We start from the raw sequence: 15,183 nt of genomic DNA, 5'->3' as shown, positions 1-15,183 counted from the left end.
TAGAACCACTTGGATACGGTGATCCTGTCGGACTGGCTCGCCGCGCGGCTCGACCGGACGGCTGGCGAACCCGTCTATCGACAAGTGCTCGGACTGATGCAGCAGGCCATTCTGACGGGCCAGTTGCTGCCCGGCGCCAAGCTGCCCAGCTCGCGTATGCTCGCGTCGGACCTCGGCATCGCGCGCAATACGGTGCTGCATGTCTACGACCAGCTCACGGCAGAAGGCTATGTGTTATCGACCACGGGCAGCGGCACCTATGTCGCCGACACGCGGCCGGACACGGCCGCCGTCAACGCGCGCAAGGCGCCAACGGCCGCGAGTGGCTCTATCGGCACAATCAGCGGCGTGGTGCCAGGCGCGAACCTCGCGCAGCCCGCTGCACCCGCACGCGGCAGCCTGTCCACGCGCGGTGCTCGCCTGATCCGCCAGGCGGGCGTGTCGGCGAGGCAATGGGGCGCGTTCATGCCCGGCGTACCGGACGTCGCCGAGTTTCCGGCGCGCACATGGAGCCGCCTGCAGGCCAAGCTCTGGAAGGAAGCGAATCCCGATCTGCTGACGTATGCGCCGGGCGGCGGCTATCGTCCGCTGCGGCGCGCGTTGTCGGACTATCTGCGCGTCGCGCGCTCGGTGAAATGCACGCCCGACCAGATCATCATCACAACGGGCATTCATCAGTCGATCGATCTCGCCGTGCGGCTGCTCACGGACGTCGGCGACCGCGCGTGGGTCGAGGAACCTTGCTATTGGGGCGCGCGCAGCGTGCTGCAGTCGTCGGGCCTGACGCTGGCGCCCGTGCCCGTCGATGAAGAAGGCCTGAATCCGCGCGAATCCGACTTGCAGGCGCCGCCGCGCATCGCGCTCGTCACGCCGTCGCATCAGTATCCGCTCGGCATGGTGATGAGCCTCGCGCGCCGCCGCACGCTGCTCGAATACGCGCGTCAGCATGGCGTGTGGATCATCGAGGACGACTACGACAGCGAGTTCCGTTACGGCAGCCGGCCGCTCGCGTCGCTGCAAGGGCTCGACGACGCGGGCCAGGTGATCTATGTCGGCAGCTTGGGGAAGATGCTGTTTCCGGGTTTGCGGATCGGCTACATGATCGCGCCGGAACATCTCGTCGATACGTTTCGCACGGGCGTCGCCGAGTTGTATCGCGAAGGACAACTGATGCAGCAGGCCGTGCTGACCGAGTTCATCATGGACGGCTATTTGACATCGCACGTGCGACGCATGCGCGCGTTGTACGGTGAGCGCCGCCAGATCCTGATCGACGCGATCACCGCGCGTTTCGGCGACGCGCTGCCCGTGATGGGCGACGAAGCGGGCCTGCATCTGGTGCTCGGCCTACCGGACGACGCGAACGACCGCGAGGTGACGGCCGCTTCGTACGACGCGGGCGTGATCGTGCGGCCGCTCGCCGCGTACTACAACAGCGAAACGCCGGCGCGAAGCGGCCTGCTGCTCGGCTACGCATGCGTGCCGAACGATCGCATCGGGCCGGCGTTCGATACGCTCGCGAACGTGATCGAAAGGACTGCGTTTAAGACGACGGCCGCGCCGACGCGGGCGGCTTAGCAGGGCACCCTCGCGCGACGCGTCGAACGCGTTACTAGCCGTTCGTCGTCAGATGCATCGGTCGATGCGCGATGCGCTCCGCTTCGGGCTTCTCCACCCGCTCGATCGACACCTTCGTCACGCCCGCGCGATGCATGCCGAGCGCCGCTGCGGCGAGATACGACAGATCGATCACGCGGCCGCGCGCGTAGGGTCCACGGTCGTTGACGCGCACCACCACCGACTTCGAACTCGCCAGCGACGTCACGCGTACATATGATCCAAGCGGTAACGTCCAATGCGCGGCCGTCATCGCATACATGTCGTAGTGCTCGCCATTCGCCGTCCGATGACCGTGAAAACCACGGCCATACCACGACGCGAGCCCCGGTTGCCTGAAGCGGGACGTGTGCCCTTTCGCGCTCGCTGCATGCGCCAGATGCACGGCATGCGCGGCGCGGTTGGCGTGGGTTCTGGGATCGACGGGCGCGTTGCGCTCTGCATCGTGATGCGGCTCCGTTCGCGCGCCATGCTGCGCGTTTTTCGCCTTGGGACGCAACTTCGGATCAACCGGCTTATGCTTCCCGGCAGCCGCCGATGCCGACGCAGGCAGCGCGCTCGCCAGCAGCAAAAACGAAACGGACGCGCCGAGGCGTCGTAGCAGCGGGTTCTTTTTCAAGCGATGGCTCGTCTTCGAAATGGGATCGTGCGATGCGCTTCGGCGGCGGTCGCGCAGAACCCGGACCGGTCCGCAGGACGGAGCACGACGCGCGTCGCCAGGCGATCGGGTCAGCCCGAACGTTTCGGCAGGTAGTTTTGTGGATCGACTGCCTTGGTGCCGTCGCGCAGTTCGAAGATCAGATATGGATGGGGATCGTCGGCAGCACCCATTTCGGCGATGGGTTGGCCTTGCTTGACCGCGTCGCCTTCCTTGACGAGCAGCTTCGCGTTGTTGCCGTAGGCGCTCACGAAACGTTTGTCGTGCTTGACGATGACGAGCAGCCCATACGCCTTGATCTCGGATCCTGCGTAGATCACGCGGCCGGTACTCGCCGCCCGAATCGTCTCGCCAACTGTGCCATTGATATGAATAGCCTTCGACTGGCCGTCTCCAGCATTCAACGTCACGGGCCCCGAGGCGGGCCAGATGAAGCGCGCCTGCTGCGAGGGCGCAGCAGGCGGCGCGACATTGCCGGTTGCAACCCTGGATTCCGGCGCGCCCGTTTGCACGGGCCCGGACACCGCCGCAGGATCAGGCGCCACGCGCAGCACCTGGCCGACGCTCACAGGGTAGTCGTTGGGCAGACGGTTCCAGCGGGCAACCTGCGCGGGATCACGCCCGAACGCCGCAGCAACGCCCGCCAGCGTATCACCCGGATTCACGCGATAAAAGCCCGCCGCAACAGGCGCAGGCGCCTCGAGCGCGGGCGGGCGCGCATCGGGCGAACCGGTAAAGAGGTCGCCCCACGGCGCGCTTGCACAACCGGCGAGCGCCAATGCCGCGCTCGCGATCAATAGCCGCTGCGTGGCCTGGCGGCACGGTTTGAAGATGTTCATTGGAAGACGATCGGAAGGATGGCATCGGATGCGCCGGCGGGCTGCATGTCGCAGCCCGCTGGCACAAGGGTTGGCATCCTAAACGAACGTCGTCGCGATGCGTTGACCCTACGCGCGATCGCTCAGTCATCCTTGACGATTGTTAACGCGCTTGCGCGAAAAAGCGGCAAACACGTGAAGAACCGTCAGCGTGTTACTTCAAGCCGAAATCCACCCGCGTCGTCGCGCCCTTGTCGTCGATACCTGAAGCGTCCAGCTTCGGCGCCACGATGAAAACGCGGCTGTTGTCGATCTTGCCTTCGAAGTACTGCTGCACCGCCTGCGCGCGGCGCTGCGCGAGATCGCGCAGGCTCGCGTCCGTGATGGGCGCATGCTCGGCGAGCGCGGTCTTCATCTCGTCGTCGGGCAGCGTCTTCGTCAGGCCGACGATGTTGCGCGGCTTCTTGAAGTCCGAATCCTTATAGGCCTTGGTCAGATACTTGTCGTATTCGTTGGCGTCGACCTTGATCGTCATGGGGTCGACGCTTTCACCGTTGCCTACGACGTCCTTCAGCTTCTGCTGACGCACGAGCCGGTCGACATAGGCCGTGCGCAGCGCCGGCTGATCGACGGCGGGATCGACGCGGCCGATGATGTCGAGGCGGATCGACGGCTTGTCGGAGAGCGCCTTCACGATCATGTCGAGCTTCTTCTGCGACGCGTCGGACAGCGCGTAGGAGCCCGGATCGAACTCGACGTAGCCGAGTTCCTCGCCGCTGCCGCCGCCAAACGCATGCGCGAGCAGCGAGAACGGCGCCGTCACGGCCTTCTGCAGCAGATTCAGCACCGCGCGCCAGATCAGCCCGCCGACACTGAACTCCGGATTCGACAGCGAGCCCGACACGGGAATGTCCACGTCGATTTCGCCGCGCGAGTTCTTCAGCAGCGAAATGGCGAGCTTCACGGGCAGCTTGGTCGCCGTGTCGTTGTCGACGTGATCGCCGAACGTGAGCTGATCGATGAAGATGTGGTTGTTCGCTGTGAGTTGATCGTTGACCAACTGATAGTGCAGATCGACGTTCAGCTTGCCCTTCGTGATCGGATAGCCCGCGTACTTCGCCGAGTAGGGCGTCAGGTTGGTCAACTCGATGCCGTGCGCCGTTGCCGTCAGATCGAGCGCCGGCTTGGCGATCAGCGGATTCACCGAGCCGCGGATCGTGATCGGCCCGTTGGCGGCGAGCTTCGCGGACACGTCGACGGGCGCCGATTGCTTCGAGTCCGTGCCGAATGCGCCGATCGTGCCCTGGATCGCGACCAGGTTTGCCGTGTAGTTCGGCTTGATGAAGTTGTCGGTGTAGGTGACGCGGCCGTTCTGCAGTACGAGCTGGCCGAAGTGCAGGCGCACCGGACTTTGCGGCGGCGTGGCCGCCGTCACCGACGTGTTCGCGCCGGACGCGGCGGAAGCCGGCACGGCAGCCTGTGCTTCGGAAGCGGCGGGCGCGCCGAGCGGAATCGGCTCTTTGCCCTTGGCGCTCTGGTCGCGCGTGAGCGACTGCGGCGCGCCTGTTTCGTGCGCGACCACGTCCTTCAGATTCAGCTTGCCTTGCGCGTCGAGCAACACGCGGCCGTAGAAATTCGCGAACGTGACCTTCGCGGCATCGACGTCCGTGCCGCGCTCGTCGTAATTGGCCTTGATGCCCGTCAGCGCCAGCGAGCGCCAGCCGGCAAACGGGTCCGAGGTCGCCTTGTCGATCATCCGCACATCGACGACCGCCGCGTCGCCGCGATACGTCGCGCGCAGGCCCTTCGACTTGTCGCCCTGCGCGAGCGTCACATCGCCGCTTGCATTGAGCAGCGCGCTCGCGATCGTCGCGTTCAGCTTGCTGCCGAAGTACGGCTCGAGCGCCGCGGCATCCAGCCGGTTAGCGTCGATCTTCATCGCGAGCTTGAGCGGCGTCGCCGTCACGTCGCCCTTCACGCCGAGCGTGCCCTTGCCGTTGACGGTTGCCTGCAGTTCGACGGGCAGCGCGCGGCTCAGGTCGTCGCTGATCTTCTGCACTTTCAGTTGCAGCGGCTTCACGGCGAGCTTGACGGGTCGCGCGGTCGTGTTATCGGTGAAGGTCGCCGCGCCATCCTTCAGGTTCAGCTCGCCGATGCTGTAATGCCACGCCGGCCCTTCTTGCGTCGCCTTCTTCGCCGCGTGGATCACGGTGCGCTCGTGTACCTGCTCCTGCGGCGGGCCAGCCAGCGCGGCCAGATCGATCGTGCCGTCTTTCAGGCGCTGCGCGTCGACGGACAGGCCCGTCACGTCGACCGAATCGAGTTCCGCCTTGCGCGCGGCCAGATCGACGCGCTTGATGCCCGCCTTCCCGTCTGCGATCGAAATGACGGGCTGCTTCGCGTCCCCTGTCGCGAGCTTCAGCGATTGCAGATCGATCTGGCTTGCGCCGATCTGCACATCGACGGGCTCCTTCGACCAGTTTGCCGTCAGGTTCGACTGCACGCTCAACGTGCCGTCGAGCACCTTCGCCGCCGTCACGGTGTCGAGATACGGCTGCATGACGGGCAGTTGCGCCGATTTCAGGTCGATCTTCGCGTCGGCCGTCTTCGCGGCGAGCGACAGGTTGCCCGACACGGCGAGCGCGCTCTGCGGCTGGTTCTTGACGTTGGTCTTGACGGTATAGCGCGCGGGAGTCTTACCGAGCGTCGAGAAGTCCGCCAGCGCCACGGCGAGATTGTTCAGCCCCGCCGACACGGGCCGCGACGCCGCTGCGTCCTGGATTTCGACGGTGCCGTTCGACAGTTCGAATTGCTTGATCTGCAGGTCGAGCGGCGGCGCGGCCTTCGCTGCTTCGGCCTCGGCGCCGCTCGCGCCGGATGCCGCAGCCGCCGCGGGCGCGCTTGCCGCCTTGGCGGGCGCTGACGCGGGCGCGGGCGCCGGAGCGAACGTGTGCTGCACACTCAGCACGCCACTCTTGTCGCGCGCGAGATTCACGGTGGGCGCGTCGAGGCGGATGTCGTCGAAACGATAGACGTTCTTCAGCGGCTCCAGCGTCTGCGCGGCCACATGCAGCGAGCGCGCGGCGAAGAACGGCGCTTTATGCTCGTCGAGTACGTCGATGTCGGCGAGATCCGTCGTGCCCGTGATGCGCAGCGTGGGCGCGTCGCCCGTCATCACGAAACTCACTTTCAGGTCGCTCGACAGCTTGCCAGCCTGCACCGTGACGGGCAGCTTTGCGGGCGAATACGACAGCAGCTTCGGCACGTCGAGCCCTTCGAAGCGCAGCGAGACTTCCGATTCGCGCGACGCCGCGAACGGCTTCGTGCGACCGTCGATGGCGAGCGGACTGCCGTCGATACGCGCGCGCAGCAGCGGCTCGACGAAGATATCGGTCTTGGATGGCAAAGTGGCGATGAACGGAATGCCGAGGCGCCATTCATCGACGACATGCGTGACGCCGAGCAGCCGGTCGTCGAACGTGATCTTGCCGTTTTCAATGCGGATATTGGAGATCGAGAACTGCGCCGGCTTGCTGTCGGGCTTGGACGGCTGCTTCGAGAACTTCTCGATCAGGTCGCTGAAGTTGAAGCGCTGCGCGTCGTAGCGGACGATCGTGAAGCGCGGCGAATCGAGATGCACTTCATCGACGATGGGCGCGAGCCGGAAAATCGAGCTCCACGACGTCCGCACGATCAGCCGCTCGATATCGACGAAATCGCCCTTGCCGCCACGGTCGCCGATATGCACGCGGTCCGCTTCGAAATTGAGCGTGTACGGATTGAGCGAGATACGGCCGATGCTGGCCGGCCGGTCCAGTTGCTCGCTCAACTGCTGTTCGGCGATATGCCGGATCAGCGGCGGCGCGGCGAAAAAGCCGAGCAGTCCGAACAGGACCAGCACGACGAATACGACGAGAACGATGCGTCTTGCTCGCCGGCCTTGCGCGACTTCGCGGACGGTCTGAAAGGATGAAGCGAGTGATGCTTTGGTCGGGCTTGCCATGCTTGGTCGCGGGTAGGGCGGCGCAGAACACGCCGCGATGACGAATGTCCAGCTTGGCCGAAGTATACGTCGTGTACTTCGGCCAAACCATCAAATGTCATGAGAATGACGACCGTTGCGGGCAAATAAACGTTAGAAAGTGTAAGTGGCCCGATTTCAGTTGCGAGGACGTGTCCAGCCGTGATGCGGCGGACACGTCCTTCGCTTATTGACGCACGACGGCGGGCGGCTGCCAGGTGCCGTCGCTGGCTTCGGGCTTCGGCGCGTAGAGACGCAGCACGAGCTGGAAATCGCCGCGCGGCGCGGGCAGCCAGTTCGACGCCCTGCGCGGTTTCGCCGACGACACCGTCACGTCGATCGAGCCGTCGCGGTTGCGCCGCACGCCCGCCTTGTCGCCGACGGACGCGCGTGCCGGCGTGGTGTCACCGAGCGCGCCGTCCTTCGTGTACGCGGCGATCGACCAGAAGCCGCGAACGGGCGGCACCTGGTTCGGCTCGAAGTGCATCACATAGCGGTTAGCGCCGTTCAACGCGTGGCCGTCGCTGTCGAGCGAGACGTTGCCGCGCACTTCGTCGTCCTTCGTGCCGATGCCCGGCTGCGCGTACGACGCATAGGCGCGCAGTGCGTAGTCGGGGCCATAGTTGCCGACACCGTCGCCGAACCAGCTCCAGCCGTTGGCCGTCAGCATGTTGGTGGGCGGCGTCGCGACGCGCGTGTGGCCGTCCGCGAGACCGCCGGCGATCGCGTCGCTGGCCGACTTGGGCAATTCGACGGCTTCGTCCGGCTTCACGCCGAGGTCGGCGAGAAACTTGAGCGCGTGCGGATCGGCGGGCGACGGCGGGTTGTCGGGCAGCAGCCGCGCGAGGCGGTCGAAGAAGCCTTTCGCGTCGAGCGCGGCGACCTGCTCGGCGGGCGTGCCGGAGACGCTTGCGTCGGCGGGCATGGTGCGCGGCGCAACGGATGCCGCCGATGCATCGCCCGTATAGACCGACAGCGGCACCACGCGAATGCCGCGCTGCAACTTGCGCACGGCCGTCAGATCGCGTCCGCCGTTTGACTGGATACGCACGTCGAGCCAGATATTGCGCGTGGGCGCGTCGATACGCTTGACGCCCTTGGGCAGATCGCCCTTCCAGTCGGGTTTCGCGAACGCCACCGTCTGCGCCTTGATGCCCGACACGCGCGAGCCGCCCTGCTGTTCGGCCGACCACAGCACGTTGGTCCACATGTCGAGCGCGCGCGCATCCACATAGCGGCCCGCCGACGTGGGCAGCGACACGATCACCGGTTCATCGCCGACGTCGAGCCACGCAGTCGAATCGAGCGTGTCGATGCCGGGCGTCGGCGGATTGTGCGCGCCGACGGGCGGCAGCGCCGACGCATGACGCAGCGTATTGACGGGCGCCTGGCCGGGGCCCGTGCCCACGGCGGCGTCGCGCGACGCGCCCATCAGCACAAGTGGATAGGCAAATACGTAGGAGTCGGCGACCTCGTCCTTGATCCAGCCAGTGGGCTTGGGCGCCACAATAGGAGTCGACGCGCACCCGGTGAGAAATGCGATGCCTGCGAGCGCCGCGCAGGCGAGTTGAAACGGAAACTTTTCTCGGCGATTTTTTATCATTCGATGAACCGCGGTCCTGGGTGTCACATGCCTGAGCCAGGACGAGCCCGGTCCGCCGAGCCCCCGCTCGCGCCGGACTTGCCGAAATGTCCTGACATTCCTTTTCTGACAACGCGTTTTAACTTATCCGCGTCGCGGGGGCAAGTTAATGTGAGTGTTCAGCGGTGTTTTGATGTGCCGTCTTTGGTTCGGGTGTTGTTTGTTGGTTTTTTTGAGTTTTTGTTTGATTGTTTTGTGGTGGGGCGGGGCCTGCGTGGCGCGGGCTATGCCGGGTGGGGTTGTTGCCTTTGCGCTGGCATCCGCGTTTGAGTCTTCGCGGCGCGGGCGGGTTTGGTTCGCTTGTGTTTGCGCTGGCATCCGCGTTTTGTTAGCGTGCTTCAAGCGTCGCCCCTGTGCGGGGCGGCACCTACTTTTCTTTGCCGCCGCAAAGAAAAGTAGGCAAAAGAAAGCGGCTAACACCGCCAACATCTCTCATTGCCTGAGGGCCCCCACAGGGTCTTACGCTTCACACGGCAGCATTTCTGTTCGCGTTCGTTGCCAACGCTTCGAATGAGCGCCTCACCCACTTCAAACACCCGAACAAGAGCCAGCGGCAGCGAATGGTATGTGCCGCCCAGGTGGCAAACTGTGTGTAGGTTGTCGCGACGTACACGTTAGCGCTCTTACATGGTGGGACACGTGCGCAATCGGTCCGAAGTGAGGCGGCTGAGGTGCTACGGCCTACACACAGTTTGCCACCTGGGCGGCCGTGGAATAGCTGGCACGGCATGGCGAGCGCGGGTGCGTGAAGCGGGTGAGGCGCACTGCAAGAGCGCTGGCAACGCGCATGGGTCACGTGATTGCCGCGTGGAGCGTAAGACCCTGTGGGGGCCCTCAGGCAAAAACTAGCACTGGCGGTGTTAGCCGCTTTCTTTTGCCTACTTTTCTTTGCGGCGGCAAAGAAAAGTAGGTGCCGCCCCGCACAGGGGCGACGCCTGAAGCACGCTAACAAATCGCGGATGCCAGCGCAAACACGAGCAAACCAATCCGACCGCGCCACGAAGGCAAAACGCGGATGCCAGCGCAAAGGCCCAAACACCGGAGGGCATCACCCGAAGCACGAAGGCATAACGCGGATGCCAGCGAAAACCCCAGAACAGCCAAACACAACCAAACCGTAGCCCCCGCACGCACCCCTTCCCCGTCAGGCAAATACGAAAAAGCCCCTTGACCTTCCCATCATGGGAAGCCTGATACTGCTTCCAATGATGCGCAGTAGCGCAAAAACTGGAGCCTCCCAGCCATGACCCAACTCGCACCACCCCGCGCCGCCGATACGTCCCGCCCGGCGGCATCCTCGGAACTCGACATTCAGGGCATGACGTGCGCGTCCTGCGCGCTGCGCGTCGAGAAGGCGCTCGCCAAAGTGCCGGGCGTCGCGCGGGCAAGCGTGAATCTGGCAACCGAAAAAGCAACCGTCGATGCCGACGCGTCCGTCACCACCGATACCCTCGTCAACGCCATCCGTAAGGCCGGCTACGACGCGCAGCCGCTGAACGACGCGCCGCCGCCCGCTGCCGACGCGCAATCGACAGCCGAACTCGCGATCGGCGGCATGACCTGCGCGGCGTGCTCCGGTCGCGTCGAAAAAGCGCTCGCGAGGATTCCCGGCGTGACTTCCGCGTCCGTCAATCTCGCCACCGAAAAAGCAACCGTCACTACCAACGGCGCGGTCGGCGTCGATCAGTTGATCGCGGCCGTCACGAAAGCCGGCTATCAGGCGACGCCTCTCTCCGCCGATGACGCCACGCCCGCCGCCACCGAAGACAAAGACGCCGCCGCACGCGCCGCCGTGCGCCGCGAACTCGGCGCGGTCGTGATCTGCGCGCTGCTGACGCTGCCGCTCATCGTGCCGATGTTCGCGGAGCCCCTCGGCCTGCACGCGATGCTGCCCGCCACGCTGCAACTCGCGCTCGCCACCGTCGTCCAGTTCGTGTTCGGCGCGCGCTTCTACCGCGCCGCGTGGAAAGCCGTGCGCGCGGGCGCGGGCAATATGGATCTGCTGGTTGCGCTCGGCACGTCGGCGGCTTATGGCGTGAGCGTCTACCAGATGGCGCTGCACCCCGGCGACACGATGCATCTGTACTTCGAGGCATCGGCTGTCGTGATTACGCTGGTGCGCTTTGGCAAGTGGCTCGAAGCGCGCGCCAAGCGCCAGACCACCGACGCGATCCGCGCCCTCAACGCGCTGCGTCCGGACCGCGCGCGCATCGTCGTCGGCACGGAAGAGCATGAAGTGCCACTCGCGCAGGTGCGCGTCGGCATGCTCGTCGCGGTACGGCCAGGCGAGCGCGTGCCCGTTGACGGGACCGTGCTGCAAGGCCGCACGCATATCGACGAATCGCTGATTACGGGCGAAAGCCTGCCCGTGCCGAAGCAGCAGGACGACCGCGTGACGGCGGGGTCGATCAACGGCGAAGGCGCGATCACAGTGACGACCACGGCGATCGGCGCCGAGACCACGCTCGCCCGCATCATCCGGCTCGTCGAAACGGCGCAGGCAGAGAAAGCGCCGATCCAGCGGCTGGTCGACCGCGTCAGCGAAATCTTCGTCCCCGCCATTCTGGTGATCGCGCTCGTCACGTTGGCCGGCTGGCTGATCTCCGGACACGGCGCCGAAACGGCGATTCTCAACGCGGTCGCAGTGCTGGTGATCGCCTGCCCGTGCGCGCTCGGCCTCGCGACGCCGACCGCGATCATGGCGGGTACGGGCGTCGCCGCGCGACACGGCGTGCTGATCAAGGACGCGCAGGCGCTCGAAATCGCGCACCAGGTTCGCGTCGTCGCGTTCGACAAGACGGGCACGCTGACGGTCGGCCAGCCGTCCGTCACGGCGTTCGAGACAGCGGACGGCGTGGGCCGTTTAAACGCGCTGGCGCTCGCGGCGGCCGTGCAGCGGCATAGCGAGCATCCGCTCGCAAAAGCCGTCGTGAAAGCGTTCGAAGCGGATGGCGGCGACGCGTCGCTGCCCGTCAGCGGCGACGCGCGCGCGGTCGCGGGGCGCGGCGTGGAAGCGGATATCGGCGGCGAGACGTTCGCTATCGGCAGTAGCCGCTGGCTCGGCGAACTGGGCGTCGCGCCGTCGCCCGCCCTCGCCCTCCGCGCCCAGCAGCTCGAAGCGCAAGGCAACACGGTGTCGTGGCTGATCGGGCGCGGCAAGACGGACGCGCAATTCGAAACGCAAGCCAACACACAAGCACAAGCGCTCGCGCTGATCGCTTTCGGCGACACCCTCAAGCCGGGCGCGCGCGCCGCGATCGAACGGCTGTCGCGCATGGGCGTGAAGAGCGCGCTGGTGACGGGCGACAACGAAGGCAGCGCGCGAAGCGTCGCCGCCGCACTCGGCATCGACGAGGTGTACGCGCAGGTCCTGCCGTCCGACAAGGCGCGCGTCGTCCACGACCTGAAGATCCGCACGTCGAGCGTGGTCGCGATGGCGGGCGACGGCATCAACGACGCGCCCGCGCTCGCCGCCGCCGACATCGGCATCGCGATGGCGACGGGCACCGACGTGGCGATGCACGCGGCGGGCATCACGCTGATGCGTGGCGATCCGGCGCTGGTCGCCGACGCCATCGACATCTCGCGCCGCACGTGGCGCAAGATCCAGCAGAACCTGTTCTGGGCGTTCGTGTACAACTTGATCGGCATTCCGCTCGCCGCGTTCGGGCTGCTGAACCCGATGATCGCGGGCGCGGCGATGGCGTTCTCCAGCGTGAGCGTCGTGACGAACGCGCTGTTACTACGAACCTGGCGTTCGTCGCAATGATCTGAATCAACACTCTAGCTTTCAAAATTAAAGGAAAACGTTTGGCGTGCCGTTAACAGGGTTCAGGCTGCCGTTTCGGCGCCGCGCGCACTCGCGCGCGGCACAGCGGTGCAGCTTCAATCCCGTTACCTGCAGACCCTCATGGATATCCTTTCACTGCGCCGCGCCAGCGTGGGCGCCAGGCTCGCCATGCTCTCGTGCGCGCTGGTGGCCGCCATTTTTGCCGCCTTCACGTTCGCCGTGACCCGCACGGCCGGCACGCAGATCAGCGATCAGGTGCTGTCGCGCATCACCGAGAAAGACCGCTCGATCGCCGCGATGATCTCGCTATTCGACAAAGCGCTCACGGCCGAAGTGGGCCGCTCGATGACGCTGTTCGCGAGTTTCCTGCCGCCCGGCTACGCGCTCGACGAGACGCAGAAGATCGACATCGCCGGCACGCCGACGCCCGTATTCAAGGCTGGCGACAAGGTGCTGAACAACGACTTCTCGATTCCCGACCAGTTTCTTGCGCAAAGCGGCGCCATCGCGACGATCTTCGCGCGCACGGGCGACGATTTCGTGCGCGTGACGACCTCGCTGAAAAAACAGGACGGCTCGCGCGCGATCGGCACGCTGCTCGATCGCAAGGGCCCCGCCTACGGCCCCGTCGCCGGCAACAAGACCTTCACGGGACTCGCAACGCTATTCGGCAAGCGCTATATCACGCAGTACCGGCCGATCACCGATGCCAGCGGCAAGGTCATCGGCGCGCTGTTCGTCGGCGTCGACGTGGATGCGCAGATCAAGTCGGTCGAAGACGGCATCCGCCAACTGAAGATCGGCGACACGGGCTATTACTTCGTGCTGAACGCGTCGAACGGCGCGGAGCGCGGCAAGCTGATGGTGCATCCGGCGGCGGCCGGCCAGGTGGGCGACGAGAGCGCCGCGCCGTACAAGCGCATGATCGACGAAAAGGAAGGCCAGATCGAATATTCGAGCGCGGACGCGACGCTCGGCGAAACGGGGGCGCAAGACAAGTTCGTGTCGTTCGTCACGGTGCCGGAATGGAACTGGCTGGTCGGCGGCGTCGCGAAGCGCGACGAAGTGATGGCCGACGTGATCGCCACGCGCAACCGCTTCATACTGATCGGCTTCGTGCTGGTCGCGTTGTTCGCCGTGGTGTTCCTGATCGCCGTGCGCCGGCTCGTATCGCGCCCGCTCGACGAAGCGGCGAAGGCGTCGGAGCGCTTTGCATCGGGCGATCTGAGCGTGCGCGTGTCGGCGAGCCACGAACGGCGCGCCGACGAAATCGGCCGCCTGATGCAGGCCATCGACGGCATCGGCGAGGGGCTCGCGCGCATCGTTACGCAGGTGCGCAGCGCGTCGGCCGACATGACGGAAGGCACCGCGAAGATCGCGGCTGGCAGCGGCGAGATCGCATCGCGCATCGGCACGCAGGCCGCGAGCCTCGAAGAAACGGCGGCGAGCATGCAGCAGATCACGTCGACGGTGCAGCAGAACGCCGGTCACGCGGCACAGGCGAACACGCTGGTGTCGGGTGCATCGGAAGCGGCGCTCGACGGCGGCCGTGCAGTCGAGCGCGTCGTCTCGACGATGGGCGAGATCAGCCAGTCGTCGAAGAAAATCGCCGACATCACGACGGTTATCGAAGGCATCGCGTTCCAGACCAATATCCTCGCGCTCAACGCGGCTGTGGAAGCGGCGCGTGCCGGGGAGCACGGCAAGGGCTTTGCGGTCGTTGCGTCGGAAGTGCGCGCGCTTGCGCAGCGCAGTGCGGCGGCGGCGAAGGAAATCGAAGGCGTGATCGCTGAGTCGACGGCGACGGTGTCGAGCGGCTTCCGCATTGCCGAGGAAGCGAGCACGACGATGCGCTCGATTGTGGAGCGGGTTGGTCAGGTGCAGACGATCATTGGCGAAATCAGCGTCGCTTCGAAGGAGCAGTCGAGCGGCATCGAGCAGGTGAACACCGCCGTCACGCAGATCGGTGAAGTGACGCAGCAGAATGCGGCGCTAGTTAGTGATGCCGAGCAGGCGGCCGCCGATCTGAGTGCGCAGGCCGACAAGCTGGCGGAAGTTGTGTCCGTGTTCAAGCTGGGTGGACACAATTAGGGGTTTTTAGTTTGTCTGCGACGCTGGGCGGTCCGCTAGTTTTCGCGCTGGCATCCGCGTTGTGGTTTCGCGGCGTGGGCGGTTTGGTTTGGTTTGCCTGGGTTTTCGCTCGCATCCGCGTATTGTTAGCGTGCTTCACGCGTCGCCCCTGTGCGGGGCGGCACCTACTTTTCTTTGCCGCCGCAAAGAAAAGTAGGCAAAAGAAAGCGGCTAACACCGCTAATTCCTGTGTTTGCCTGAGGGCCCCCACAGGGTCTTACGCTTCACACGGCAATCACGTGGCTCGTGTTCGTTGCCAACGCTCTGAATTGACGCCTCAACCGCTTCACGCGTCCGTGTCACAGCACACCTTGCCAGATATGCCACCGCCGCCCAGGTGGCAAACTGTGTGTCGGCCCCTTGTGCTCCACACGCGTCACTCCGGACCGATAGCGCATGCGTTCCACCTAGTAAGAGCGCAACCCTATACGACGCGACAACCTACACACAGTTTGCCACCTGGGCGGCACATACCATTCGCTGCCGCTAGCCTTGGTGTGGGTATTT

Annotated in this window: 7 protein-coding genes; 3 read left to right on the top strand and 4 right to left on the bottom strand. The window is 65.3% G+C overall.

Translation table 11 applies throughout. The features are described 5' to 3' along the window. Nucleotides 1–9 precede the first annotated feature (9 nt). Entirely contained in the window at nucleotides 10–1,578 is a 1,569-nt protein-coding gene (gene pdxR / locus BLT65_RS42670) for a MocR-like pyridoxine biosynthesis transcription factor PdxR (RefSeq protein ID WP_091790153.1), read from the top strand. A gap of 34 nt (nucleotides 1,579–1,612) precedes the next feature. On the opposite strand, the gene BLT65_RS42665 is transcribed toward pdxR, so the two are convergent. The 4 genes from BLT65_RS42665 to BLT65_RS42650 all read right to left on the bottom strand — a co-directional run bounded on the left by BLT65_RS42665 (nucleotide 1,613) and on the right by BLT65_RS42650 (nucleotide 8,717). After that, on the bottom strand, nucleotides 1,613–2,236 hold the full coding sequence (locus BLT65_RS42665; RefSeq protein WP_091790151.1) for a septal ring lytic transglycosylase RlpA family protein: 624 nt from the start codon (nucleotides 2,234–2,236) through the stop codon (nucleotides 1,613–1,615). A 110-nt stretch (nucleotides 2,237–2,346) separates the two neighbouring features. Further along, the gene (locus BLT65_RS42660) at nucleotides 2,347–3,114 is read right to left on the bottom strand and encodes a peptidoglycan DD-metalloendopeptidase family protein (protein ID WP_091790149.1); all 768 of its coding nucleotides are present in this window, start codon (nucleotides 3,112–3,114) and stop codon (nucleotides 2,347–2,349) included. A 193-nt stretch (nucleotides 3,115–3,307) separates the two neighbouring features. Then, nucleotides 3,308–7,096, bottom strand: a complete 3,789-nt coding sequence (locus BLT65_RS42655; protein ID WP_091790147.1) for a DUF748 domain-containing protein — start codon at nucleotides 7,094–7,096, stop codon at nucleotides 3,308–3,310. A 205-nt stretch (nucleotides 7,097–7,301) separates the two neighbouring features. After that, nucleotides 7,302–8,717 carry a DUF1254 domain-containing protein gene (locus BLT65_RS42650; protein WP_091790145.1) on the bottom strand — a complete coding sequence of 472 codons (1,416 nt, stop codon included), beginning with the start codon at nucleotides 8,715–8,717 and terminating at the stop codon, nucleotides 7,302–7,304. Between the two features lie 1,282 nt (nucleotides 8,718–9,999). Here BLT65_RS42650 and BLT65_RS42645 point away from each other — a divergent pair. Then, nucleotides 10,000–12,525 carry a heavy metal translocating P-type ATPase gene (locus tag BLT65_RS42645; RefSeq protein ID WP_091790143.1) on the top strand — a complete coding sequence of 842 codons (2,526 nt, stop codon included), beginning with the start codon at nucleotides 10,000–10,002 and terminating at the stop codon, nucleotides 12,523–12,525. Between the two features lie 141 nt (nucleotides 12,526–12,666). Next, nucleotides 12,667–14,637, top strand: coding sequence for a methyl-accepting chemotaxis protein (locus BLT65_RS42640; RefSeq protein ID WP_091790141.1), 1,971 nt, complete (start codon nucleotides 12,667–12,669; stop codon nucleotides 14,635–14,637). Nucleotides 14,638–15,183: the final 546 nt, after the last annotated feature.

This window comes from Paraburkholderia steynii (assembly GCF_900100565.1).
In the GTDB taxonomy this organism is placed as follows: domain Bacteria; phylum Pseudomonadota; class Gammaproteobacteria; order Burkholderiales; family Burkholderiaceae; genus Paraburkholderia; species Paraburkholderia terrae.
The sequence above is the reverse complement of the archived record's forward strand: the minus strand, read 5'-3'. Positions and strand labels throughout refer to the sequence as shown.